Here is a 23,924-nt window from a genome sequence, read left to right as displayed (position 1 = left end):
GCCAGCTTGCCATGCCAGGCGTCCGGTCGGGAGTGGTCTGATCGCCAGCCATGCGGCGCTTCGGCGACAATGCACGCATGCCGATGACACCGACCGCCAATGCCCAGCTGCAGATCCACCTGTGCGTGCTGCTGTGGGGCTTCACCCCCATCCTGGGCAAGATGATCAGCCTCTCCGCGCTGCCGCTGGTGTGGTGGCGCATGCTGATCGTGGTCGCGGCGCTGGCGCTGCTGCCGCGCGTCTGGCGTGGTCTGCGCGCGATGCCGCTGAAGCTGGTGCTGGCGTACTGCGGCATCGGCCTGATCGTCGCCCTGCATTGGCTGACGTTCTACGGGGCCATCAAGCTGTCCAATGCGTCGGTCGCGGTGACCTGCATCGCCCTGGCGCCCGCCTTCACCTCGGTGATCGAGCCCTGGCTCACCCGCCGCCCGTTCTCGTGGCGCGAACTGCTGTTCGGGATCGCGGTGCTGCCGGGCGTGGCACTGGTGGTCGGCGGCATTCCCGATGGCATGCGCCTGGGTGTGCTGGTCGGCGCGCTGTCGGCATTGCTCGTCGCGGTGTTCGGCCCGCTCAACAAGCGCCTGATCGACCACGGCGAACCGCTGACCATCACCGGGCTCGAGCTGGGTGCGGGCACCTTGCTGCTGACCGCGCTCGCACCGCTGATGCCGATGCTGTTCCCCGCCTTCGCCGGCGACCTGTTCGTGCTGCCCGGCCTCAAGGACGGCGTACTGCTGGTGATCCTGTCGCTGGCCTGCACGCTGCTGCCGTTCGCGCTGTCGCTGGTCGCGCTGAAGCACCTGAGCGCCTATGGCGTGCAGCTGGTCACCAACCTGGAGCCGGTCTACGCCATCGTGCTCGCCATCGTGCTGCTGGGCGAACAGCGCGAACTGACCCCGCTGTTCTACCTCGGCGTCGGCATCATCCTGGCCGCGGTGTTCCTGCACCCGCTGAGCCAGCGCAAGAAGCGCATCGAGCACCCGGAGGTGCTGGGCACCTCCGAGGCGAAAGGCATCGTCGACTGACGCACCTCAGCGGGCGACCACCACCGGCACCGGGCTGGTCGCGATCACCTTCAGCGCCACCGAGCCAACGAACAGCTGCTTCAGCGCACCGCGGCCGTGCGTGCCCATCACCACCAGGTCGGCCTTGCCGGCCTTCGCCTGCTTGACGATGCTCTCGGCGGGCTCGCCGACCAGCACTTTTTCGACGAACGGGATCTGCGCGCGCTTGAGGGCGGTCCGCGCCTTCTTCAGCGCATAGGCGCCGTTCTCCGCGTGGTAGCGCTCCACGCCGTCGCTGCCCAGCTCGAGGGCGACCGACCGCAGCAGCGGCGGATCGACATACAACAGGATGACGGTCGGCGTCTCCGCCAACGACGCGCTCAACTGCACCAGGTGGCGGACAGCCGCCAGGCCGATCTCGCTTCCGTCCACGGCCAACATGATCTTCATCATCGTGCTCCGTTGGGGGCGGGCGCACCGTGCGCCGCCGACGGAGGCAGGATGCGTCGCCCTGACGCAGCCCGCATTGATCCCGATCAACTCAGGCGGCGGCCACCACCACGCGGTCACGGCCGCTGCGCTTGGCCTCGTACAACGCCTGGTCGGCGCGACGGAACATGGTCTCGGCGGTGTCGTCGCGCAGACGCGCGGCCAGGCCGATGCTGACCGAGATCGGCAGGCCCATCGGCAGCAGGCCCACGCTCTGGCGCATGAATTCGCATTGCAGGCGCGCTTCTTCCAGGGTGGCGCCCGGCATCAGGATGACGAACTCCTCGCCGCCGTGGCGCGCAGCCAGGCCGCGGCCGGCCGCCTGCGCTTTCAGCATGTCGGCCAGCGCCACCAGCACGCGGTCGCCCTCGTCGTGGCCGTGGATGTCGTTGACCGTCTTGAAGTGGTCCACGTCCAGCACCGCGACGGCGAGCGGATCGCCGCTCTGCGCCGCCTTCTGCATGGCGCCGTCCAGCGCGGCGGTGAAGGCGCGCCGGTTCGGCAGCCCGGTCAGCGGATCGGTGCGCGTCTGTTCCGAAAGATCGGCGTTCTGCTGTTCCAGCTGGTCCTGGTAGAGCTGCATCTGCTGCTCGTACCAGTCGCGCTCGTGCAACTGGTGCCGCAGCTGCTTGCTGACGCGGCGCAGCTCCAGCAACTGGACGATCTGCCGCGACAGCGCATCCAGCGCCTGCAGCTGGAACGGCGCCAGTTCGTGCGGTTGGTCGTCCACCACGCACAACGCGCCCAGCGCGAAGCCTTCCTGCGTCACCAGCGGCGCGCCGGCGTAGAAGCGGATGCCGTTCGCCGCGGTCACCAGCGGATTGTCGGCGAAGCGGGTGTCGCGGGTCGCATCGGACACCACGGTCGCCGCGCCGGGATCCAGCACGGTGTGCGCGCAGAACGAGGTCTCCAGCGACGGATCCGGGCTCTCCATCCCGACCTGCGCCTTGAACCACTGGCGGTCGCGGTCGATCAGCGTCACCGCCGCCATCGGCACGCCGCAGATGCCGGCGGCGATGCGGACCAGATCATCGAACGCGCGTTCGGGTTCGCTGTCGAGGATGTCGAAGCTGCGCAGCGCAGCAAGGCGTTGTTCTTCGTTGTCGGGCTTGGGCGGTTTGCTCATGCCGGCAATCAGGGTCTGGAGTCGCGCGCAGTATGCCTGCGTTTGCCGCAAAGGTAAGCCGCGCTAACGCGACCCCGGTCACGCTACCCCTACCAGACATCCTGCTGCGGCAGCAGGCCGCGCAGTTCCTGGTCGGTCAGATTGCGCCAGCGTCCGGGTTTCAGGTCCCCCAGCTTGACGTTGTCGATGCGGACGCGCCGGAGCTGGGTCACGCGGTAATCGAACGCCGCGGCCATCAGGCGGATCTGCCGGTTCAGGCCCTGGGTCAGGATGATGCGGAAGCCGAACTTGGCGATCCGGCTGGTCCGGCACGGCAGCGTCATCTCGTGGTGCACGCGCACGCCGCGCGCCATACCGCGCAGGAACTCGTCGGTGACCGGCTTGTTCACCGCCACCAGGTACTCCTTCTCGTGGCGGTTCTCCGCGCGCAGGATCTGGTTGACGATGTCGCCGTTGCTGGTCAGCAGGATCAGGCCTTCCGAATCCTTGTCGAGCCGTCCGATCGGGAAGATGCGCTGCTCGTGGCCGATGAAGTCGACGATGTTGTCCTTCACCGAGGATTCGGTCGTGCAGGTGATGCCGACCGGCTTGTTCAGCACGATGTAGACGTGTCGGCGCTTGCCGGCCTTCACCGCGCGCACCTTCAGCGACTGGCCATCGACGAGCACCTCGTCGCCCTCGCCCACCACCGCGCCGGTGCCGGCGACGATGCCGTTGACGGTGACGCGCCGTTCGGCGAGCAGGCGGTCGGCCTCGCGGCGGGAACAGAAGCCGGTTTCGGCGATGTACTTGTTGAGGCGGACGGTCATGCCGCCATTATCCGGGATCGGCCGCCCCGCGTCGCCGGCTGCGCGCTCAGGCGGGCTCCACCACCGGCTCATCGACCGCGGCCAGGGCCTCCAGCGGGCACGGCACGTGCACCGCATAGCCCTGCACGTAGCCGATGCCGACCTCGCGCAGCTGCGCCATCACCGCCTCCGACTCCACCCATTCGGCGATGGTCACCTTGCCCAGCGCCTGGCCCATCTGGCTCATCGAACGCACCAGGGCGAGGTCGGATTCGCCCTTGGCCAGGTCGCGGATGAAGGCGCCGTCGATCTTGAGGATGTCCACGGCCAGGCGCTTGAGATAGCCGAACGAGGACAGGCCGCTGCCGAAATCGTCCAGCGCGATGCAGCAGCCGCGTGCGCGCATGCCGTCGATGAAACGGCAGGCATCGTCCAGGTTGGCGATCACCGCGGTCTCGGTGATCTCGAAGCACAGCCGCTGCGCCATGCCGGGATGCCGGTCCAGCAGCAGGTTCACGTGGTCGTGGAAGGCCGGGTCGGCGATCGACTGCGCGGAGACGTTCACGTGGCACAGCTCCACGCGCGCCAGCTGCGCCGGATGGCGCGCGAAATGCCGGCATACGGCGTCCATGACGTAGCGATCCACGGCCATGCCCTGCCCGTAGCGCTCCATCGCCGGCAGGAACATGCCCGGCGCGTGCACGCGGCCTTCGCGGTCGCGCAGGCGCACCAGCACTTCGTACTGCAGGCGGTCGCTGCCGTCGAGCGCGACGATCTGCTGCGCGTACAGCAGCAGCCGGTCCTCCGCGATCGCCAGTTGCGTATGCGCCACCCATTCCAGTTCCTGCCGGCGGCGCGAGAGGCTGGGGTCGGAATCGCGGTAGCAGCGGATGCGGTTGCGGCCTTCCTCCTTGGCCATGTAGCACGCCGCGTCGGCCGCGCGCAGCAACCAGTCCACGTCCACCGCCGCATCGTTGATCTCGGCCACGCCGATGCTGCAGTTCAGCCCGAACGCGCGACCGCTCCACTGGAACGAGGCATCCGCCAGCGAGGCGTGGATGCGCGCCATCGCGGCTTCGGCTTCTTCCAGCGTGGTGTCGTGCAGCAGGATCGCGAACTCGTCGCCCCCCAGCCGGCCCAGCCAGTCGTCACGGCGCAGCTGGGATGCGACCCGGCTGGCGAAATGGCACAGGAAGCGATCGCCGGCTTCGTGGCCGCAGGTGTCGTTGACCAGCTTGAACTGGTCCAGGTCGATGTAGCAGAGCGTATGCCGCCCCGCACAGCCGCGCGCCTGGCCCAGCGCGCAGCCGAGCCGGCGGGCGATCTCGCGACGGTTGATGAGCCCGGTGAGTTCGTCGTGGCTGGCCTGGTGCGCGATCTCGCTGGCGAGTTCGTGCGCGTCGGAGACGTCCTCCATCAGCACGAAGAAGCGCCCGTACTGATCCGCGCGTGCCGCAACCACCGACGCGGTCCAGCGGACCCAGCGCACCTCGCCATCCTGGCGCACCAGTCGGCGCTCGCCGGGTTCCAGCAGGCGGTCCCAATCGATCCCGTCATGCGCATCCAGCCGCATGTCGTCGGCATGCAGTACGTCGTGCAGCCGCAGTGTGCGGATCTCCTGCAGCGGCCGGCCCAGGATCTGCGCGAGCGCTTCGTTGGCCTGGGTGAAGCGGCCGTCGCGGTCGAGCTTCAGCATACCCACCGCGGACTGGTGGAAGGCCATGCGGAATTCGCTCTCCGTCTCGCGCACGCGCCGCAGCGTCTTCCGCATCACATGCAGCGCGTACGCGCACAGCACCAGGAAGGCCAGCGCGCTCAGCGCCAGCAGCACGTGCCGCATGAAGTCCGCGCCGTCGGCCAGCGAACGCGAGAACGCGATCTCGCGCGGACGCACGCGGGCATCGATGGCCGTCAGCTCGCGCTGGTAGGCCGCCACCTCGCCGGCGTCGAGACGGCCCGCGGACCGCTGCGCCTCCAGTTCGTCGGCCAGGCGCACCAGGTGCAGGATTTCCACTTCCGCCTCGCGCCACAGGCGGACGGAGTCGCGGAAGTACGGTGCGTCGCTGAGCACGCGGTACATCCGGATCAGGCGATCGAGATTGCCGGGCGCATTGCCGCCCTGCAGGAAACCGGCGCGCGCGGCGGCCACGTCCACGGGATCCTGTTCCAGCGCCAGCCGTGCCGCACGGTCGCCCAGCGGCACCTGCAGGGCGGTGCGTGCCTCCAGCAGGTCGGCCGGATCGCCCTGGCTGACGTAGCGGTAGAGACTGTGCACGGCCCGCTGCTGCGCCTTGGACCAGTGGCTCTCGCCGATGATGTAGGCGGTCGCACCGGCCTGGGTCTCGAGGATCGCGGCGGTCAGCAGCGCACCCAGCGCAGACAGCAGCATCAGCGCCATCACCCGGGCGGGCAGGCGCTTCAGTCCCCTGTCGTGGTCGGTGCCGGCGGGTTCGCCGGCAGGTGCTGCGTCCTTGTGGTCCACGTACCGCTCCCGTCGGTGCTGCCGCTGTGCGGAGGCCGGACACGCAGGCCCCCGCGCTCGTTCATCGGCCAGGACGGCCCGGGCTTGAGGGGCAGGCGCGCGGCCGACGCAGCGGGCCGACCAGTGGTCGCGTTGCGTCAGGTACTGTCGGCCAGCGCCGTCTCGGCCTCGACCACCTGGTCGCGGCCGGCGCGCTTGGCCCGGTACATCGCCGCGTCCGCGCGGCGCAGCAGCGAGGCGGCATCGCCATCGTCCGCCGTGAAGGTGGCCAGGCCGATGCTCGCGGTCACCGTCAGGCCGGCGATGGCCAGGCTGTCGCCGGCCGCACTGACCTGCACGCGCATCTGCTCCAGGCGACCGCGGGCGGCATCGCCGCCGACACCGGGGAGCAGTACGAGGAACTCTTCACCGCCCATCCGGATCACGTCGACCGGCGTGCGGACCGCCGAGGTCAGGGTGCCGGCCACGGCCACCAGCACGCGGTCGCCGACCGCATGCCCGTGCACGTCGTTGATGCGCTTGAACAGGTCGATGTCGAGGAAGCCCACCGACAGCGCGCCCGCGCCGTTGCGCGCATCGGCCATGTGCTGCTCGAGCCGCTGCAGGCCGGCGCGCCGGTTCGGCAGGCCGGTGAGTGCGTCGGTGTCGGCCAGTGCGCGCATCTCGTCGCGCTGGCGGCGCAGATGGCCCAGGCGCAGGTTCAGCACGTACGCGCTGACCGTCAGGAACCAGGTGATCGAGAACTGGATCGCCTCGACCCGGTACTCGATGAGCAGCCGGCTGTCGGCCAGGTCCATGACGGTCATCGCCAGGAACGGCAGCACCGCGGCGATCGCGGCAAGCGCATCGGCGCGCCGATGGCGCAGGTTCGCCAGGCCCAGCGCCAGGATCGCCGGGCAGCCCACCGCGAAGCCGGCGTCCATGCCCACCGCCAGCCGCGACAGCGCGTCCCGCGGCAGCCACAGCGCGGCCACGGCGGTGGCGCAGATCGCGGCGGTCAGCCACGGCAGCCATCGCTCCGTGGTGGGCCAGGCGCGCGCGGCGCCGACCAGCAACCACATCACGTACAGCAGCACCGGCAGCGCCAGGCACGAGAACACGACCAGCCAGCGCGCTTCCTGCTCGCCGATCGGCAACCACGGTTCAGGATAGCCGCTCAGGCCGCTGAGCACGGCCTGGCCCAGTACGGTGAGCGTGCACAGCAGGGTGTAGCCGAGGAACACGCGGTCGCGCGTGCTCAGGAAGCCCATCAACGCCATGAACGCCAGCGCGATCGCGATGGCCAGGCAGGATGTGCGCACCAGCAGGCGCGCGGTGTCGAACTGCTGCACCGGGCTGGGCGCGCCGATCCGCACGGTGGGGATCCAGCCGGGTTTCAGCGGCGTCGCCCAGGCGACCTGGATCGGTTCGTGGTTGCCGGCCGGCGGTACGACCACCATGCCGACGCCGGCACGGAAACGGGAGTCGCGGGTGCGCGCGTCGTGCATGCGCCCGCAGATCTCGCGGTCGCCGTGGTGCACCCGGACCTCACCGGCGAAGATGTTGAAGACGTTGACCGCCTGCGGCGCGCCGGACCAGCCCTCGGGCGGCGCGGGGATCTCGACCCGCTCGGTCAGTTCGGCCTGCATGGCGGGCGTGCAGTGACGCTGAGGGGCTTGTTCGGACGTCGGTGCGCCGGTGACCAGGTAGTCCCGGCCGACCTGCGGGGCGGCGGAGGCCAGGCACGGCAGCGCACAGAGCAGCAGCAGCCACCCTGCGATCACGCCTCGTTGCCTCCCCCATCCCTTCACGAACACTCCGGTACGTCGCCGCTTCCCGACACCCGGTGCGCTGGCTTGCGTCTACGAAATGCAACTTCCATGCCACGTGCCGGCGCCCCGCGCCGGTGTTCCGTCATTCCTGCCGCGGCGGCCCCTTGCGGTGCGGCTTGGCGGCCGGCTTGCCGGCACCGAACGGCTTGTCGCCGCGCGGCTTGCCCTTGCCCGCACCCGCGCCCGCGAACTTGCGCGGCGGTGCGGACCCCGGACCGGCGCCCTCGCCGGGCTTGTGGATGCGGAGCTGCTGGCCGGACACCCAGACCTTCTTCAGGTGCATCAGCACCTCGCGCGGCATGCCTTCGGGCAGGTCCAGCGTGGTGTGGTCGTGCTGGATGTCGATCCGGCCGATGTAGCGGCTCTCCAGGCCCGCTTCGTTGGCGATTGCGCCGACGATGTTGGCCGGCTTCACGCCGTGGGCGTGGCCCACTTCGATGCGGTAGGTCTCCATGCCCACGTCCGGCGCACTGCGCGGCGGCTTGTCGGCGCGCGGACGATCGACATCGGGACGTTCGATCTTCGAACGCTCGGGCTTGTCGAAGCTGCGCGCCGGACGCTCGCCGGGAGCGTCGTCGTGGCGGCGCGGGCGATCTTCGCGTTCGCGGCGCGGTGCGTTGCCGTAGGTCTCGCTGCGCACCGGGCGCGCCTCGCGCGGGGTGCGTTCCTGCGAGAGCAGCAGCGGCGTGTCGCCCTGCACCAGCTGCGCCAGCGCGGCGGCGATGTCCACCGCCGGCACGTTCTGCTCGCGCTCGTAGCGCTCGATCAGCGCGCGGAACTCGCCCGCCTTGCCCGAAGCCAGCGTATCGGTGATGCGGGCGAGGAACTTCTCCACGCGGCGGTCGTTCACCGCTTCCACGCTGGGCAGCTGCATCTCTTCGATCGGCTGGCGCGTGGCGCGCTCGATCGCGCGCAGCATGCCCTTCTCGCGCGGGGTGACGAACAGGATCGCATCGCCGGTGCGGCCGGCACGGCCGGTGCGGCCGATGCGGTGCACGTAGCTCTCGGTGTCGTACGGGATGTCGTAGTTCAGCACGTGGCTGATGCGTTCCACGTCCAGACCGCGCGCGGCCACGTCGGTGGCGACCAGGATGTCCAGCTTGCCGTCCTTGAGCTGCTGGATGGTCTTCTCGCGCGCCGCCTGCTGCATGTCGCCGTTGATCGCCGCGGCGGCCAGGCCGCGCGCCTGCAGCTTGTCGGCCAGTTCTTCGGTGGCCGCCTTGGTGCGGGCGAACACGATCATGCCGTCGAACGGTTCGACTTCCAGGATGCGGGTCAGCGCATCCAGCTTGTGCATGCCGCTGACCCACCAGTAGCGCTGGCGGATGTTCGCCGAGGTGGTGGTCTTCGAGGCGATGTTCACCTCGACCGGCGTTTTCAGGTAGGTCTGCGCGATGCGGCGGATCGCCGGCGGCATGGTCGCGGAGAACAGCGCCACCTGGCGCGTTTCCGGCGTCTTCTTCAGCACGGTCTCGACGTCGTCGATGAAGCCCATGCGCAGCATTTCATCGGCTTCGTCCAGCACCAGCGTGGTCAGGCCGGACAGGTCCAGCGAACCGCGCTCCAGGTGGTCGATCACGCGGCCGGGCGTGCCGACGACGACGTGCACGCCGCGCTTCAACGCCTGCAGCTGCGGGTAGTAGCTCTGGCCGCCGTAGATCGGCAGCACGTGGAAACCGGGAATCTTCGCCGCGTACTTCTGGAACGCCTCGGCCACCTGGATCGCCAGCTCGCGCGTCGGCGCCAGCACCAGCGCCTGCGGGCGATCGGCATTCAGGTTGATGTTGGCCAGCACCGGCAGCGCGAAGGCCGCGGTCTTGCCGGTACCCGTCTGCGCCGTGCCCAACACGTCGCGCCCACCCAGCATGGCGGGGATGGTGGCGGCCTGGATCGGCGACGGGCTTTCGTACCCCACCTCGGTGACGGCCGCCATGACGGGCGCGGACAGGCCGAGATCGGCGAACAACAGGGGGGCGGGCGAAGGGGATTCGGTAGACATGCGGGGACTCCGGGGCGTCGCGGAGCCGCACGCCGAGCCGCATATTGTGCGCTTTCGGGGGGCTCCTGTCGCGTTGCAGCACGCGACGACCCGGATTCTGCCGGCGGCCGTGTGATTTTCCCGCCACGGCGGCGAACCACTTCCTGACCGCACAATCGACCCGGTGCCGGAATGGAAACGACCCTCGCCATGACCTCCCCGACGGACACGGACGCCCGCGACGGCTTCCAGGCCCTGCTGCAGGCCCACCGCGGCATCGTCGCCAAGGTGGCCGGCACCTATGCCTGGCACCCGGACGACCGCGACGACCTGATGCAGGAGATCGCCACCCAGCTCTGGCGCGCGTGGCCCGGCTACGACCCGCAGCGCCCCGCCGCCACGTGGATGTACCGCATCGCGCTGAACGTGGCGATTTCCTACGTGCGCGGCCGTACCCGGGGCGTCCAGCCGGACGCGTGGAGCGATGCCCACCACGACCTCGCCGACCCGCATGCGCACGACCACGAGGGCCGCCAGCAGGTCGACCTGCTGTACCGCTTCATCCACGCGCAACCGCCGCTCGACCGCGCCCTGCTGCTGCTTTACCTGGAAGACCGCAGCTACCGCGAGATCGCCGACGTGCTCGGCCTCAGCGAGACCAACGTGGCCACCAAGATCAGCCGGCTGAAACAGCGCGTCCGCAACGAACTCTGACCTGACGACGACAGGAACCTCCTCATGGAACTCGATGATCTGAAAGCGGCCTGGCAGATGCTGGGCGACCGCCTGGAGCGGCAGGAAGCCATCCAGTGGCAACTGCTGCGCGACCGCAAGCTGGACCGGGTGCGCGCCAGCGTGCGCCCGCTGTTCTGGGGCCAGGTGCTGCAGGCCGGGCTGGGGATCGGCCTGCTGGTGCTGGGCGTGGCCTGTTGGGGACGCAACACGGACGTACCCGGCCTGTTCGCCACGGGGATCGCCCTGCACGCCTTCGGCGTGATCACCATGGTGATGGCCTTCATCACCATGAGCCTGATCGGCACCATGGACTACACCGCCCCGGTGCTGAAGATCCAGAAGCGGTTCGCCCTGCTGCGCCGTTTTCACGCGATCAACGCGACCGTCTGCGGCGCGCCCTGGTGGATCATGTGGGTGCTGGTGGTGGTGGGGTTCGCCGGCCTCGGCGACGTCGATCCGGCGGCCGGCACGCCGGCATGGATCAGCTACAGCCTGCTGCTGGGCCTGGCCGGCTTCCTGGGCACGGTGGGGATCGTGTTCTGGCGGCGCGCACGCCGGCCATCGACGGCCGCGGGCTGGGAGGAAAGCGAGAGCATCCGCCGCGCCCGCGCCCAGTTGGACGAGATCGCGCGCTTCGAACGCGAGTGAACATGCGCTGCCTTACACTGCCGGCATGCACACCATCGACTTCGATCTCGACCGCGACCACGTGGAACTCAACCAACTGCTGAAACTGGTCGGCCTCGCCGACAGCGGCGGCCAGGGCAAGGCCCTCGTCGCCAGCGGCGAGGTGACGGTCGATGGCGAAGTGGAACTGCGCAAGACCGCGAAGATCCGCGCCGGCCAGGTCGTCCGCCTCGGCGATGCGGAGATCCGGGTGGTGGGCGTCGAGGGCTGACCCGCCCTCGCCGCGTGGTGGCGCCCCGTTCTCACACGAGGATGCGCTCTACTCACACCAAGCCTCGGCGTTGAGGCTTTTTGCCTGGCGCGTGAGTGACAAAGCCTCGCTCTACTCACACTAAGCCTCGGCGTTGAGGCTTTTTGCCTGGCGCGTGAGTGAAAAAGCCTCGCTCTACTCACACTAAGCCTCGGCGTTGAGGCTTTTTGCCTGGCGCGTGAGCAAAAAAGCCTGGCTCTACTCACACCAAGCATGAACGTTGAGGCTTTTTGCCTGGCGCATGAGCAAAAAAGCCTCGCTCTACTCACACTAAGCCTCAACGCTGAGGCTTTTTGCCTGGCGCGTGAGCCAAGAAGCCTCGCCCGTCCTGCCGCGTAGGCTCAGGGAGCGGTGCCCGCCTCCGGCGGCGGCGCGCCGGCGGCGTCCTCGGGTGCGGTTTCCACGTCCGCCATGCGGTCGAACTCGGACAGCGGGCTGTCGGCCGGGCATTTCGCATCGGGGAACTGGAAGCGCCCGCGCAGCTTCAGGCCACAGGCCTGCATCTCGTCCAGGCCGGTGCCGGCGGTCTTGCACTCGGTATCGAAGCTGCGCATGAAGGCGTCGCGCCGATTGACGAAATCGGCCCCGCAGCGGCGCATCAGCTGCAGCCGGTCGAGGTCGTCCTGGGCGGCGTTGGTGCCGTCCAGGCCGTACTCCTGCAGCTCGTCCTTGCTGAGCAGGCGCAGCCGGCGGTTCGGCACCGTCATCATCAGATCCGCCACGGCCACCGCCACGCCGTTGCGCGACAGGTAATCCTTCACCCGGTCGTACACGCCGCGCAGTTCCTCGTTGAGTTCGCTGCGGGTGGTCGCGGTGGAACTCATGCGGATGATCCGGTGCACGCCGACCTTGCCGGAGATCATCCGGTTGTCGCCCGCGCCCAGCACGAACACGCAGGCGCTGTGGCAGACCGAACCCTCGCGCACCCAGATCGTCCAGCCGCTGGCGCCGATGACGTCGCCTGCACGGATGGCGTCCTCGACCTGTCCGCCGGCCGAGTCCAGGTCCAGGATGCGCTTGTGGATGCCCATGCGGTCGGCGATGTCGGCCACGCGGGTCACCAGGTCGGTGAAATCGGCCGCGATCTTGCCCTGGTAGCGCAGGCGCAGCACGCCCCCCTTCTGGCAGGGCGACAGCGCATCGACCACGCTGAAGAACGCCAGCGATTCCAGCGCCACGCCGTCGCCTTCCTCGGTGGTGTAGTCGGCCTGGCAGCTGACGTAGGCGGTGCCGGACGCGACCTTGGCCGTCGGCCATTCGGTCGGCAGCACGCCGTCCGCCCTGGAGGCCCCGGCCGCCACCGGGCCGGTCGACACCGCGCCGTCGCCGCGTTCGGCCTGCTGCGCGGGCGTGTCCTGCGGCGGTTCGACCGGCGCCTGCGCGAGCGCGTCGGGCGCGACGTCGGGCGTGTCCATGCGGCACCCCGCCAGCGCAAGCAAGGCCAGCAGCGAGAGCAGCGTCAGAGAGGAAATACGGGACAGCATCCGGTCGTTCGCACACCGCCCGCGCGCATGCACGCGGGTCTGAGGGGGGGTCGCCCCTAGTCTAGTGTGAATCGGATGACCCAGCCCTGCCCGGCGATGAACCTGCGCGCGACGCGCTTACAGCAGCGCCCAGAGGACTTGCAGCAGTCCCCACAGCGAGACCGCCCACACCACCGTACGCAGATAGGGCACGCCCGCCGCGTAAAGCGGCACGTAGGCCAAGCGCGCCCAGAAGTAGCACTGTGCGCCCAGCGCGGTGGACGCATCGCCGCGTTCCAGCGCCACGACCGCCAGCACGGCGGCAGCGAAGAAGGGGAAGGTCTCCAGGAAGTTGCGCAGCGCGCGATCCACGCGGGCCGCCACGCCGGTGAGCGGCGGCAGGACCGCGTCGCGCGCACCGACATTCCACTTCAGGCCGCGCTGGTGCGTGGTCAGCGCCGCCCCGACCAGCACATGCACCAGGCCCAGGGCGACGGACCAGGCCAGCATCTTCAGTTCGATCGGCATCGCGGACGCTCCGGTGACGGTGTCCGCGGACTCTAGCGCACCCGCGCGCCTGCGGCGCTTCGCTCGCCCGCCATGGACGGGGCGCCGCATCTGCGCACGCCGGTGCAATCGGTCCGTGAACGGCGATGGGAAGGTGGGTGTCGCCCCGTCACCCCGGATTACGCCCCATGCCGGACACTCCCCACGACATCGACCTGCAACGGCGGCAGCTGATGCTGGCCGGCGCGGCCATCACCGGCGCGGCCTTCCTGCCGCTGGCCGCGTGCAGCCGCAGCGAGGCGCCCGCCTCGACCGCATCGCCGCTCCCTCCCCCTTCCCCCACCCTCGAGAGAACCGCCATGGGCCTGTTCACCACCAAAGACGACGTGCAGATCTACTTCAAGGACTGGGGCCCGAAGGACGGCCCGGTCGTCACCCTCAGCCACGGCTGGCCGTTGAATGCGGACAGCTGGGAGTCCCAGGCCTATCACCTGGCCGCGAACGGCTTCCGCGTGATCGCGCACGATCGCCGCGGCCACGGGCGCTCCAGCCAGCCATGGGACGGCAACGACATGGACCACTACGCCGACGACCTGGCGCAGCTGATCGAACACCTGGACCTGAAGGACATCACGATGTTCGGCTTCTCCACCGGCGGTGGCGAAGTGGCGCGCTACATCGGCCGCCATGGCACGAAGCGGGTGAAGAAGGCCGGCTTGGTGTCCGCCGTGCCGCCGCTGATGGTGAAGACCGAGGCCAACCCCGGCGGCCTGCCGATCGACGTGTTCGACGGCATCCGCGCGGGCCTGCTGGCCAACCGCTCGCAGTTGTTCAAGGACATCCCCAGCGGCCCGTTCTTCGGCTACAACCGCCCGGGCGCGAAGCCCTCGCAGGGCGTGATCGACGCCTGGTGGCTGCAGGGCATGATGGGCGGGCACAAGAACACCTACGACAGCATCAAGGCGTTCTCGGAAACCGACTTCACCGAAGACCTGAAGAAGTTCGACGTGCCGACCATCATCATCCACGGCGACGACGACCAGATCGTGCCGATCGACGCCGCCGCGCGCGCGTCGGCCAAGTTGGTGAAGAACAGCCAGCTGGTGGTCTACCCGGGCGCGCCGCACGGCATCACCGACACGCACAAGGACAAGCTCAACGCCGACATGCTGGCGTTCGCCAAGAGCTGACGCCGCACCGCACCGGCGCGCGTGACCGCGCGCCGGTTCTGCCTGCCCCGTTCACCCATTGCGTCCGCCGTGCTTGCGGCCCGACGGCGATTTGGGTATCACAGTGCCCGGGGCGTCGGTCCCGCAGGGGAAGGCATTGGCAATACACCAGGACCTATGGCGGCCCGTGCACTGGGCACAGCGCTTCGCGGCTGCCTTGGCCTGGGTGATGGCGGCCGGATTCACCTTGGTGAACATGGGCAGCGGCCATTTCGTCGACGACAGTGTGCCGGTGGTCGGCGTGCTGGTGGCCATCGCCACCTGGCGCAGCGAAGAACGCCGGGTGCGCGCCGCGGTCGCCGGCCTGCTGTCGGTGCTGTTCCTCGTCCATCTCTGGCAGTTCCATGCGTTGGGCACCTGCCTGGTGCTGGCCGCGACGACGATCATCGTGTGGGCGCGGCTGTGGCGCACCTATTGGGCGGAATTCGTCATGCGCGTGTTCGCCGCCGCGCTGCTGCTGCTTTCGGTGCAACCGGTGCTGGGCGCGCTGCAGCCCGGCGGCGGACCGGCCGAGATCGGCTGGTCGCTGGCGCTGTCGGCGCTGGCGATGTTCCTGCTGGTCTACACACCGTCGCTGCGCGCCGGGCGGACGCTGGACACGAGCACCGAACTGGTCGCCGTGGTACTCGCCTTCACCGTGGTGGCGCTGGTCGGCTGGCACGTGCCCGGCAGCCTGGTCGGCCGGATGGGCGTGAGCTACCTGCCGATGCGCCCGGTCTCCACCCTGGCGCTGGCCGGGCTCGCGCTGGCCCTGCTGCTGCGCCAGCGCGACCACGAGCGCGCGGCGTGGATCCTGATGGGTGTGGTGGCCCTGCCGCTGGTGCTCACCCTGCTGCATACGCTGGGCGGCATCACCACGCCCCTGAACACGATGCTGTACGCGGTGGGCTGGCTGCCGCGCGTCTCCTCGCCGCTGATCGGCGGCTACACCGACTACGGCGTGCTGACCGCCTGGGTCGCGATCGCGCTGCTGCCGCAGGCGCTGCAGCGGTGGGAGAACACGCGCTGGGGCATCGTGCGCGGGCTGGGCATCGCGATGGCCTCGGTGGCCGGCATGGCCGCGCTGGGCCTGCTGTTCCAGCTGCCGTACCACCGCGAAGGCATGTCGATGTACCAGATCTCGCTGACGGCGACGGCGCAGCTCGGCGCGATGGGGCTGGCGCTCGCGGTGGCCGGCGAGAACTCGCTGCGCGAACGCCTGTTCGGCGTGCTGCCGATGGCCGCGGCGCTGATCCTCGGCGGCATGTTCTGGCTGGCCGCCACCGCCGATCGCGATGCGATGGCGCGCCGGGTGATGGAGACCCAGACGGCGACCGCGGGGACGACGTTCCTGCGCGGCGTGGAGCTGCGCCGCAGCGCCCTGCGGCAGTTGTCGTCCTCGCTGGTGGCCGCGCGCCCCGACGTGGCGGAAGACCTGTTCGATCGCCATGTCGCCGACATGGTGCGTGCGTATGCGGCGTTCCGGGTGGTGCGCAGCGTGGGCGAGGCGGGCGAGTTCCGCTGGGTGGAACCGGGCTTCAACGCCCCGGTGGCGCCGTCGCCGCCGTTGCCGGTCGCCGATGACGGCCTGCTCCAACCGGTGCCGGGCGGCTGGTGGCTGACGGTGGACAGCGGCGGGCGCCGCACCCAGGCGTTCATCGCACTGGATGGCTTCGTCACCACGCTCAACAAGGCGGTGTTTTCCGACCGCCCGGTGCGCGCGACCGCGGACGGCATGGCGACCGTGGAACAGGGTGAACCGTTCGGTGAGCCGCTGTCGGTGCAGACCGTCTCCCTGCCCGGCCACGAGGTGGAACTGGCGTTGTGGGCGCCGCCTGCGCTGACGTCGTTCGCGCTGCCGCGCGCGCTCGTCGTCGGCGGCCTCAGCAGTGGTCTGTTGATCGCGGTCGTGCTGTTCCTGCTCGACCTGTCGCGGCGCCGCTCGACCGAGGCGGCGGAAACCGCACGCTCGCTGCTGACCGAGACCGAGCGCCGGCTCGATGCGCAGCGCCGGCTCAACGACGCCGCCGCGATGGACAGCGCCACCGGCCTGCCGCGCTTCTCCGCGCAGGCCACGTTGATCACGGAGCAGATCGGCGCACAGACGCCCTCCGGGCACGGGCTGGCGATCGTCGACCTCGACGGCTTCGGCATGGTCAACGATTCGTTCGGCCACGACGGCGGCGACGAAGTGCTGCGCCGGATGGGGCAGCGGATCTCGGGCGCCGTCGGCGACGAAGGCCAGGTGTACCGCTACGGTGGCGAAGGCTTCCTGGTGCATTTCGCCGACACCGACATCGACCAGCTCAGCCGGTGGGCCGAGGAGATCCGGCGCGCGGTGGGCCAACCGATCGCGCTGTATTCCACCCACCCCTCGTTCACCGTCACCGCGAGCATCGGCCTGGCGCATTCGCCCGAGCACGGCATCGACCTGCAGAGCCTGCTGCGCAGCGCCGACGACGCGCGCCACCTGGCCAAGCGTGCCGGCCGCAACCAGGTGCGCCTGCCCTCCGCCGGCGCGCAGCAGGAAGCCAACGATCGCCTCAGCCGCGTCACCGCGCTGCGCGAAGCGGTCGCGCGCGGCCAGTTGCGCCTGGCCTACCAACCCGTGGTGGCCGGCGACTCGCTGCAGCTGACCGGCTTCGAAGCCCTCGCCCGCTGGCGCCATCCGGTGTGGGGCGAAGTGCCGCCTTCGGTCTTCATCCCGCTCGCCGAAAGCGCGGGCCTGATGGAGGACATCGGCCACTTCGTGCTGGAACAGGCCTGCCAGCAACTGGCGCGGTGGCGGGCGATGGGGCTGCGCACGCTCGGGATGGCGGTCAACCTGTCGCCCAGCCAGCTCGGCCAGCCCACGCTGGCGCCGTGGATCGCCGAATGCCTGCAGCGGCACGCGCTGCCGGCGGATGCGCTGACACTGGAGCTCACCGAGAGCGTGCTGGTGGAAGACATGGGCGCCGCGCAGCAGATCCTGCAGTCGCTGCACGCACTCGGTGTGCGCCTGGCGCTGGACGACTTCGGCACGGGCTATTCGAGCATGGCGTACCTGCAGCGCCTGCCGCTGGACATCATCAAGATCGACCGCAGCTTCGTGGACGGCATCGCCGCCGAAAGCACCGACCGCGCGATCGCCCGCACGATCCTCGTGCTCGCCCACGAGATGGGATTGCGCACCATCGCCGAAGGCGTCGAGACGGCGGAGCAGATGAGCGCGCTGCAGCAGATGCGTTGCGACGAGATGCAGGGCTATTTCTTCGGCCGTCCGATGGAAGTCGACGAAGCCACCGCCCTCGCCCGCGGCCAGCTGCGCCAGGCGATGGCCTGAGCGCTCCGCCGCGCTATCGCCTGCGCAACTGCGCCATGAACGCGCGCCCGGCGGGTCCCGGCGGCGTGTCCTTCCGCCATACCGCACGCATCGGCATTTCCGCGTAACGCGGATCGGCATCGGCGATGCGCAGGCGTTTCAGACGACCTGCCGCCAGATCTTCTTCGACGATGTGCAGCGGCATGTGGCCCCACCCCAGGCCCGCGCGCAGGAACGCATGCTTGGCGCCGAGATCGGCCAACCGCCAGGTCAACGGCGACTGCACGGCGAAATCGCGACCGGCCGTCAGCGGCGTGCGATCGGTGAGCACCAGTTGCACGTGCTTCGCGGCGGTCTTCACCGGCACGGTACCGAGCAGGCCGGCCATCGCGTGCGTGGGCGCGACGACGGTGACGAAGGGCACCGACAGCAGCGGTTCCGCGACCACGTCGTCGGGCAGCTCGGGCAGCGACCCCACCACGCCGATCCGGCAGGTACCGTCGAGCACCGGCTGGATCACGCCACCCAATACTTCCACGTACAACCGCAGCGGCGTGTGCGGGAACGCGCTGCCGCTGTGCGCGGCGGCACGCGTCAGTGCGTCCATGGGAAACATCACGTCCACCGCGACCGACAGTTCGGGTTCCAGGCCTTCGGCCACGCTGCGGGCGCGCGCCTTGAAGGTGTCCATGTGTTCGGCCACCGCACGCGCTTCGAGCAGCAGCAGGCGACCGGCTTCGGTCAGCTGCGGGTAGCGGCTGCTGCGGTCGAACAGAGTGACGCCCAGTTGCAGTTCGAGGTTGGCCAGCGTCTGGCTGACCACCGACTGGGCGCGCCGCAGCTTGCGGCCCGCGGCGGAGAAGCTGCCCTGTTCGGCGGCGGCGATGAAGGTGCGGAGCTGGTCGAGCGTGACGGCGTCGAGCATGTATCGCTCCAGACGATGGATATCATCGAAATATATAGGCTTCCGGGATGTGTCGCCACGGCCTATCGTGCGATCCGTACCGCTGCACACACCACCATTTCCCCGGAGTCCACCATGTCCACCGTTACCGTCACCCCGACCACCACCCGCGTTCCCGCCCTGCGTGGCGCCGCCGACCTCGTCGGCCGCAGCCTGCTCGCCTCCCTCTTCATCATCTCCGGCCTCGGCAAGCTGGCCGCCTATGCCGGTACCGCCGGCTACATGGCATCCGTCGGCGTCCCCAGCGCGCTGCTGCCGCTGGTCATCGCGCTGGAAGTGCTGGGCGGCCTGGCCATCGTCGCCGGCTACAAGACCCGCATCGTCGCCAGCCTGCTGGCGGTGTTCTCGATCGCCAGCGCGGTGCTGTTCCACAGCCACCTGGGCGACCAGATCCAGCAGATCATGTTCCTGAAGAACTTCGCCCTGGCCGGTGGCTTCATCACCCTCGCCGCCCGTGGCGCCGGTGGCTGGAGCATCGACAACCGCTGAAGCGCGCGCTTCACGGATCACGAGGAACGCCGGCGCATGCCGGCGTTCTGCGTTTCCGGCCCGTGCCCGCACGCGGGTACAAGCCTGCACGGAAGCCCCGTGCGAGCGTGCGCTCTGCCCCTTCGCGGAGCTCCTCATGCGCGCTCGCCTCCTGCTCGCCCTCGGCCTCGCCCTCCTGTCGGTCGCGGGAGCGTCCGTCGCAGCGGAAGCCCGTCGCCTGCCTGTGACGCCCTTCGCCACGCTGCCGCCGGATGCGCGTCATCCCGAAAGCCTGGACGTCGATCCGGCGACCGGCGAGGTTTACGTCGGCACCTTCGACGCCCGCACGCCGGACACCGCACGCACCAACCAGCTGCTGCGCTTCGCCGCCGATGGTCGCCTGCTGGCGCAGCGCCGCTTCGGGCCCACGCCACTCACCGGCGTGGCCTTCCATGACGGCCGCGTCTATGTGCTGAATTTCGGCGCATCGAAGCTGCAACGCCTGCCGGCACGCTTCGACGCGGACAGCGCCATCGAGGACGTCGCCACCTTCGCCGCGCTGTCGCCGGCGGCGCCACCCGCGCGACGCATCGACAATCCCGATGGCAGCCAGGACACGATCACGTTCGGCTCGCAGGGTTTCCCGGCCATCAACGGCATGGTGTTCGACCGCGCCGGCACGCTGTACGTCTCCGATTCGTTCCAGGGCGCGATCTACCGCATCGCCCACGCCGCCGCCTGCCGCCCGTGCACGGTGGAGGTGTTCGCGCGCGACTCGCTGCTGGCGACCACCGGCGCGCTCCCGTTCGGTGCGAACGGGATGGCGTTCAACGCCGACGAATCCATCCTCTACATCAACAACGCCGGCGACGGCCGCGTGCTGCGCAAGCGTTTGCCGGGCGGCGCGATCGAGGTGCTGGCGGACGGCGTCTACGGTGCCGACGGCCTGCTGTTCCATGCCGGCCTGCTGTGGGTGTCGGCCAACCAGATCGATACGCTGGTGGCCCTGGACGAGCGCGGCCGCGTCCGCCATCGTGCCGGCGATTTCCTCGGGGTGGACGATCAGGGCGCCCCACGCGGGCTGCTGTTCCCCGCGGCCAGCGCCGTGCAGGGCCGCCGCATGATCGTGGCCAACCTGGCCCTGCCGCTCAGCGCCGCCACCGGCGACGAGTGGGAAGAGGACGTCACCCGATGGAACCTCATGCAGTTCGATCTTCCCGATCCGCCGCCGCCTGCCCACTGAGGAACATCCCATGCTCAACATCACCCCGTTCGGTTGGTTCCACACCGCGATCAGCCTCGTTTCGCTGTTTGGCGGCCTGTACGCGCTGCTGCGTTACCACGACATCCGCTATGCGACGCCGCTGGGCAAGACGTACACCTGGTTCACCGTCGCGACCTGCCTGACCAGCTTCTTCCTGATGCGCACCGGCAAGCTGAGCGAAGCGCACGGCCTGACCGTGCTGACGCTGATCGTGCTGGCGGTGGCGGTGCTGCTCGGCCGCAACGCCGTGCTGGGTTCTTGGCGCCACGTGGCGGCGTCGCTGGCGTTCACGCTGACCGTGTACTTCCACTTCATCCCGGGTTTCACCGAGACACTCACCCGCGTGCCGATCGGCGCACCGCTGGTGTCCGGTCCGCAGGACCCGCTGCTGCAGAAGCTGGTGGGCGGCACCTTCCTGGTATTCCTCGTCGGCATGGCGTTGCAGGCCCGTTTCCTGCGCCGTGGGCGCGCGACCCTGGCCCAGCCCGCGACCTGAGCCGGCGGACGCGGCCGTGCTGACCGCGTTGCCGACACTGGACGCCCTGCTCGCCGCGCACGCGGCGGCGCTGGGCGACGACGCCACCGGATACCGCCACCACGCCTACCGGGTGGCGAACTTCGCCTGGTTGCTGGCGCCCGGCGATGCCGATGCGCTGGAGAAGCTGAGCATCGCCGTCGCCTTCCACGATCTCGGCATCTGGACGGCCGGCACCTTCGACTATCTGCCGCCGTCGCGCGACCTGGCGCGCGCGCATCTGCATGCCACCGGCCGCGCGGACTGGTGCGACGAGATCGACGCGATGATCGATGCCCACCACCGGATCCGCGAACTGCCTCCCGGCACGCGGGCCAGCGTGGAAGTGTTCCGCCGCGCGGACTGGATCGATGTCAGCCGTGGCGTGCGCCGTTTCGGGCTGCCGCGCGCCGCCGTGCGCGAGGTGATCGCGGCCTTCCCGAATGCGGGCTTCCACCGGCGCCTGGTGGGGCTGACGCTGCAGCGATGGCGGCGGCACCCGCTGGATCCCCTCCCGATGATGCGCTGGTGACGCGATGGGCCTGCCTCATCGTGCCGACGAACGGTCATTGACTAATGTAGTTAGGACTCCTAACTTATTGGCCATGATCGATACCCCCTTCCAGCGCAGGCAGGCCACCCGAGGCCTGGAGCAACTCGCCCACCTGGTGCGCGCGCAATCGTGGCGGCAGGACGGCACGCCCTCGCTGCCGCCCACGCAGGCCGCCGTGCTGCGGATGCTGCAAGGTGTGCAGGACGGCTTGCGGGCGCGGCAGATCGCCGAGCGCCTGGGCGTGTCGCCCGCGAGCCTCAGCGATTCGCTCAAGGCCCTGGAGGGCAAGCAGTGGATCCGCCGCACGCCCGACCCCGACGATGCGCGCGCCGCTCGCGTGAAGCTGACGTCGGCCGGTTCGCGCATGGCCACGCAGTTGCAGCGCCCTGACCAGGGCATGGGCTCGCTGGTCGAATCGCTGGGCGAGACCGATCTCGGCGCGCTGCTGCGCGTGACCCAGCTGCTGGTCAATGAAGCGCAGGAACAAGGCCTGGCCACCGGTCTGCGGACCTGCCTGGGCTGCGAGTTCTTCCGCCCCTTCGCTTCCGGCGAGCGCGAGGCGCCGCATGTCTGTGCCTTCCTCGACAAGGCATTCGGCGATGCGGAACTGCGCATGGATTGCGCGGAGCAACAGCCCGCCAACGACGCACAACGGCATGGAAGCGTGGCCCGCTTCCGCCAACCGACTCCGCCCTAGGCGGAAAAAGATGGGCGACGCCCGACTGTCATCGGACGCCGCCCGGTACCTCCCACCCACCCTGCGAGAGCAAGCAAGAGGAATTCGATTATGCGCCAGAACACCACCCGACGTTTCGCGTTGGCCGCCGCACTCGCGCTGGCCATCGGCGGCGTGCACGCCCACGACGGCAAGGCCCACACCGGCGGCATCGCGTCCGCAGCCAACAAGGCCGTGACCGCCGATTTCGACATCGTCCACACCAAGATCACCACCGACAAGAACATCGCCACGTTCCACATGGCCGTGTCCGGCAAGGCCGGCAAGAGCACGCCCGCCGCCACCGGCAAGCTGGCCGGCAGCGACGTGTTCTCCTACGTGTGGCCGACCACGATCGATCCCTACGAAGTCGGCTTCGAGAAAGGCGCCGGCATCCTGGCGATGGCGGTCACCGCGCACCCCGACTTCGACGACACGCCGCTGTACGACGAGAACGGCGACGGCAAGCTCGACAACGACGGCAACCTTTGGCACAGCCATTGGGTGGTGCTGAAACCGAACGAGGCCTGTGGCCCCGGCGCACTCGCCGTGGTCGACATCCCGGAAGGCAGCAAGCCGCGGTTGCCGAAGACCTGGCCGGGCTTCCCCATCCTGCTCGACAGCCCGGGCTGGAGCCCCACGCTCAATGCCGAAACGGTGGAAGTGAAAGTGCCGTTCGACGACATCGGCGTGGTCACCGCCGGCAGCTTCGACGGCGTCACCGCCGGCCTGCGCGTCAACGCCAGCGTACACGCGCCGCTGCTGTGCGTGGTGGACGTGTTCAAGGTCGCCTCCGGCAACCTGAGCCTGCCCGGCAAGCCGAACAAGTAAGCCCATCCCCCGTCGCGCCGGTCCACGCCGGACCGGCCGCGACGCTCAGAGACATTTCCCATGAACGCCATTGATCGCCCGGCGCCACCTTGGCAGGTGGACCGCTGGTTCAACACATCCCGCCCTCTGTCGCTGGATACCCTGCGCGGCAAGGTCATCGTGCTGGAAGCCTTCCAGATGCTGTGCCCCGGCTGCGTATCGCACGGACTGCCGCAGGCCGCGCGCGTGCACGCCACCTTCCCTGCGGACCAGGTCGCCGTCGTCGGCCTGCATACCGTGTTCGAGCATCACGCAGCGATGACGCCGGTGGCGCTGGAAGCGTTCCTGCACGAATACCGCATCGCCTTCCCGGTCGGCGTGGACCGCCCGGGCACCCCAGGCCCGATCCCGCAGACGATGGAGGCCTACGCCATGCGCGGCACGCCGACCCTGGTGCTGATCGACACCCAGGGCCGGATCCGCCACCAGCATTTCGGCCAGGTCGGCGACCTCGTGCTCGGCGCGCAGATCGCGGCGCTGGTGCATGAGGCGCAGATGGTTACTCAGGCAACGAAGCTGCCCGTGGAAACTGAACCCGGATGCGGCCCGGAAGGCTGCGCCGTGCCGGCCTGACGCCGGCTGGCCGGTCCCGGCCGGAGGCGGCGTTGAAGCTGACACAGGGGCTTCACGGCGCGTTCGCGCCACTCAGGTTTGGATAGCACCATGCACCGCGCACCCGCCCCCTTTTCGCTGCTGCACCGCCTGGCCTTCATGGGCTTGGGGATGACGCTGGCGGTGCTCAGCGGC

At 69.6% G+C, this 23,924-nt stretch carries 22 protein-coding genes; 13 read left to right on the top strand and 9 right to left on the bottom strand.

Features of this window, described 5'->3' with window-relative positions; all coding sequences use genetic code 11:
- The first annotated feature begins 77 nt into the window (after positions 1-77).
- A complete protein-coding gene (locus tag BLT45_RS06570; protein WP_093298629.1) occupies positions 78-1,025 on the top strand; it encodes a DMT family transporter in 948 nt (315 codons plus the stop codon).
- 6 nt (positions 1,026-1,031) lie between these two features.
- On the opposite strand, the gene BLT45_RS06565 is transcribed toward BLT45_RS06570, so the two are convergent.
- The 6 genes from BLT45_RS06565 to BLT45_RS06540 all read right to left on the bottom strand — a co-directional run bounded on the left by BLT45_RS06565 (position 1,032) and on the right by BLT45_RS06540 (position 9,699).
- A complete protein-coding gene (locus tag BLT45_RS06565) occupies positions 1,032-1,454 on the bottom strand; it encodes a universal stress protein (RefSeq protein WP_175455744.1) in 423 nt (140 codons plus the stop codon).
- A gap of 91 nt (positions 1,455-1,545) precedes the next feature.
- A complete protein-coding gene (locus BLT45_RS06560) occupies positions 1,546-2,619 on the bottom strand; it encodes a GGDEF domain-containing protein (RefSeq protein WP_093296637.1) in 1,074 nt (357 codons plus the stop codon).
- Between the two features lie 89 nt (positions 2,620-2,708).
- Positions 2,709-3,428: a pseudouridine synthase gene (locus tag BLT45_RS06555; protein ID WP_093296635.1), complete on the bottom strand. Its 720-nt coding sequence runs from the start codon at positions 3,426-3,428 to the stop codon at positions 2,709-2,711.
- 46 nt (positions 3,429-3,474) lie between these two features.
- Positions 3,475-5,889 carry a putative bifunctional diguanylate cyclase/phosphodiesterase gene (locus tag BLT45_RS06550; protein ID WP_093296633.1) on the bottom strand — a complete coding sequence of 805 codons (2,415 nt, stop codon included), beginning with the start codon at positions 5,887-5,889 and terminating at the stop codon, positions 3,475-3,477.
- Between the two features lie 137 nt (positions 5,890-6,026).
- Entirely contained in the window at positions 6,027-7,652 is a 1,626-nt protein-coding gene (locus tag BLT45_RS06545; protein WP_254771799.1) for a sensor domain-containing diguanylate cyclase, read from the bottom strand.
- 130 nt (positions 7,653-7,782) lie between these two features.
- On the bottom strand, positions 7,783-9,699 hold the full coding sequence (locus tag BLT45_RS06540) for a DEAD/DEAH box helicase (protein WP_093296631.1): 1,917 nt from the start codon (positions 9,697-9,699) through the stop codon (positions 7,783-7,785).
- Between the two features lie 189 nt (positions 9,700-9,888).
- Here BLT45_RS06540 and BLT45_RS06535 point away from each other — a divergent pair, with 189 nt between their 5' ends.
- The 3 genes from BLT45_RS06535 to BLT45_RS06525 are packed head-to-tail and all read left to right on the top strand — an operon-like array spanning position 9,889 to position 11,311.
- Positions 9,889-10,392: an RNA polymerase sigma factor gene (locus BLT45_RS06535; protein ID WP_093298623.1), complete on the top strand. Its 504-nt coding sequence runs from the start codon at positions 9,889-9,891 to the stop codon at positions 10,390-10,392.
- Positions 10,393-10,416: 24 nt separating this feature from the next.
- Entirely contained in the window at positions 10,417-11,061 is a 645-nt protein-coding gene (locus tag BLT45_RS06530) for a hypothetical protein (RefSeq protein WP_093296629.1), read from the top strand.
- Between the two features lie 25 nt (positions 11,062-11,086).
- Entirely contained in the window at positions 11,087-11,311 is a 225-nt protein-coding gene (locus BLT45_RS06525) for an RNA-binding S4 domain-containing protein (protein WP_093296627.1), read from the top strand.
- A 380-nt stretch (positions 11,312-11,691) separates the two neighbouring features.
- Here BLT45_RS06525 and BLT45_RS06520 read toward each other — a convergent pair whose 3' ends face one another.
- Complete coding sequence (locus BLT45_RS06520) at positions 11,692-12,834, bottom strand: COG3904 family protein (RefSeq protein ID WP_093296625.1); 1,143 nt, start codon at positions 12,832-12,834, stop codon at positions 11,692-11,694.
- 117 nt (positions 12,835-12,951) lie between these two features.
- Positions 12,952-13,341 (bottom strand): MAPEG family protein, encoded by a 390-nt coding sequence (locus BLT45_RS06515; protein ID WP_093296622.1) that lies wholly within the window; start codon positions 13,339-13,341, stop codon positions 12,952-12,954.
- Between the two features lie 338 nt (positions 13,342-13,679).
- Here BLT45_RS06515 and BLT45_RS06510 point away from each other — a divergent pair, with 338 nt between their 5' ends.
- Both BLT45_RS06510 and BLT45_RS06505 read left to right on the top strand, forming a co-directional pair.
- Entirely contained in the window at positions 13,680-14,510 is an 831-nt protein-coding gene (locus BLT45_RS06510; protein ID WP_254771843.1) for an alpha/beta fold hydrolase, read from the top strand.
- Positions 14,511-14,676: 166 nt separating this feature from the next.
- The gene (locus tag BLT45_RS06505) at positions 14,677-17,850 is read left to right on the top strand and encodes an EAL domain-containing protein (protein ID WP_139187946.1); all 3,174 of its coding nucleotides are present in this window, start codon (positions 14,677-14,679) and stop codon (positions 17,848-17,850) included.
- Positions 17,851-17,863: 13 nt separating this feature from the next.
- Here the strand turns inward: BLT45_RS06505 and BLT45_RS06500 are convergent, their stop codons facing one another.
- Entirely contained in the window at positions 17,864-18,754 is an 891-nt protein-coding gene (locus BLT45_RS06500) for a LysR family transcriptional regulator (protein WP_093296616.1), read from the bottom strand.
- A gap of 114 nt (positions 18,755-18,868) precedes the next feature.
- On the opposite strand from BLT45_RS06500, the gene BLT45_RS06495 reads away from it, so the two are divergent.
- From BLT45_RS06495 to BLT45_RS06465, 7 genes are all read left to right on the top strand, one after another.
- Entirely contained in the window at positions 18,869-19,282 is a 414-nt protein-coding gene (locus BLT45_RS06495; protein ID WP_093296615.1) for a DoxX family protein, read from the top strand.
- A 136-nt stretch (positions 19,283-19,418) separates the two neighbouring features.
- Positions 19,419-20,504, top strand: a complete 1,086-nt coding sequence (locus BLT45_RS06490; RefSeq protein WP_093296614.1) for an SMP-30/gluconolactonase/LRE family protein — start codon at positions 19,419-19,421, stop codon at positions 20,502-20,504.
- A 10-nt stretch (positions 20,505-20,514) separates the two neighbouring features.
- On the top strand, positions 20,515-21,021 hold the full coding sequence (locus BLT45_RS06485; RefSeq protein ID WP_093296612.1) for a hypothetical protein: 507 nt from the start codon (positions 20,515-20,517) through the stop codon (positions 21,019-21,021).
- Positions 21,022-21,037: 16 nt separating this feature from the next.
- Positions 21,038-21,571, top strand: a complete 534-nt coding sequence (locus tag BLT45_RS06480) for a hypothetical protein (protein WP_093298619.1) — start codon at positions 21,038-21,040, stop codon at positions 21,569-21,571.
- A 73-nt stretch (positions 21,572-21,644) separates the two neighbouring features.
- Positions 21,645-22,289 (top strand): MarR family winged helix-turn-helix transcriptional regulator, encoded by a 645-nt coding sequence (locus BLT45_RS06475; RefSeq protein WP_175455743.1) that lies wholly within the window; start codon positions 21,645-21,647, stop codon positions 22,287-22,289.
- Between the two features lie 90 nt (positions 22,290-22,379).
- Complete coding sequence (locus BLT45_RS06470; RefSeq protein ID WP_093296608.1) at positions 22,380-23,138, top strand: hypothetical protein; 759 nt, start codon at positions 22,380-22,382, stop codon at positions 23,136-23,138.
- 60 nt (positions 23,139-23,198) lie between these two features.
- Positions 23,199-23,750, top strand: a complete 552-nt coding sequence (locus BLT45_RS06465; RefSeq protein WP_093296606.1) for a redoxin domain-containing protein — start codon at positions 23,199-23,201, stop codon at positions 23,748-23,750.
- Positions 23,751-23,924 lie beyond the last annotated feature (174 nt).

It is taken from the genome of Pseudoxanthomonas sp. CF385 (genome assembly GCF_900104255.1).
Lineage (GTDB): Bacteria > Pseudomonadota > Gammaproteobacteria > Xanthomonadales > Xanthomonadaceae > Pseudoxanthomonas_A.
Note: the sequence above shows the minus strand (reverse complement) of the source record. Positions and strands in the feature narration are given on the sequence as shown.

What these genes read in the sequence shown, in the direction of transcription:
- BLT45_RS06570 (WP_093298629.1), top strand. Translation starts at nt 78, where the DNA reads ATGCCGATGACACCGACCGCCAATGCCCAGCTGCAGATCCACCTGTGC.
- BLT45_RS06495 (WP_093296615.1), top strand. Translation starts at nt 18,869, where the DNA reads ATGTCCACCGTTACCGTCACCCCGACCACCACCCGCGTTCCCGCCCTG.
- BLT45_RS06500 (WP_093296616.1), bottom strand. Translation starts at nt 18,754, where the DNA reads ATGCTCGACGCCGTCACGCTCGACCAGCTCCGCACCTTCATCGCCGCC.
- BLT45_RS06565 (WP_175455744.1), bottom strand. Translation starts at nt 1,454, where the DNA reads ATGAAGATCATGTTGGCCGTGGACGGAAGCGAGATCGGCCTGGCGGCT.
- BLT45_RS06510 (WP_254771843.1), top strand. Translation starts at nt 13,680, where the DNA reads ATGGGCCTGTTCACCACCAAAGACGACGTGCAGATCTACTTCAAGGAC.
- BLT45_RS06465 (WP_093296606.1), top strand. Translation starts at nt 23,199, where the DNA reads ATGAACGCCATTGATCGCCCGGCGCCACCTTGGCAGGTGGACCGCTGG.
- BLT45_RS06515 (WP_093296622.1), bottom strand. Translation starts at nt 13,341, where the DNA reads ATGCCGATCGAACTGAAGATGCTGGCCTGGTCCGTCGCCCTGGGCCTG.
- BLT45_RS06490 (WP_093296614.1), top strand. Translation starts at nt 19,419, where the DNA reads ATGCGCGCTCGCCTCCTGCTCGCCCTCGGCCTCGCCCTCCTGTCGGTC.
- BLT45_RS06540 (WP_093296631.1), bottom strand. Translation starts at nt 9,699, where the DNA reads ATGTCTACCGAATCCCCTTCGCCCGCCCCCCTGTTGTTCGCCGATCTC.
- BLT45_RS06560 (WP_093296637.1), bottom strand. Translation starts at nt 2,619, where the DNA reads ATGAGCAAACCGCCCAAGCCCGACAACGAAGAACAACGCCTTGCTGCG.
- BLT45_RS06535 (WP_093298623.1), top strand. Translation starts at nt 9,889, where the DNA reads ATGACCTCCCCGACGGACACGGACGCCCGCGACGGCTTCCAGGCCCTG.
- BLT45_RS06555 (WP_093296635.1), bottom strand. Translation starts at nt 3,428, where the DNA reads ATGACCGTCCGCCTCAACAAGTACATCGCCGAAACCGGCTTCTGTTCC.
- BLT45_RS06475 (WP_175455743.1), top strand. Translation starts at nt 21,645, where the DNA reads ATGATCGATACCCCCTTCCAGCGCAGGCAGGCCACCCGAGGCCTGGAG.
- BLT45_RS06530 (WP_093296629.1), top strand. Translation starts at nt 10,417, where the DNA reads ATGGAACTCGATGATCTGAAAGCGGCCTGGCAGATGCTGGGCGACCGC.
- BLT45_RS06470 (WP_093296608.1), top strand. Translation starts at nt 22,380, where the DNA reads ATGCGCCAGAACACCACCCGACGTTTCGCGTTGGCCGCCGCACTCGCG.
- BLT45_RS06520 (WP_093296625.1), bottom strand. Translation starts at nt 12,834, where the DNA reads ATGCTGTCCCGTATTTCCTCTCTGACGCTGCTCTCGCTGCTGGCCTTG.
- BLT45_RS06525 (WP_093296627.1), top strand. Translation starts at nt 11,087, where the DNA reads ATGCACACCATCGACTTCGATCTCGACCGCGACCACGTGGAACTCAAC.
- BLT45_RS06485 (WP_093296612.1), top strand. Translation starts at nt 20,515, where the DNA reads ATGCTCAACATCACCCCGTTCGGTTGGTTCCACACCGCGATCAGCCTC.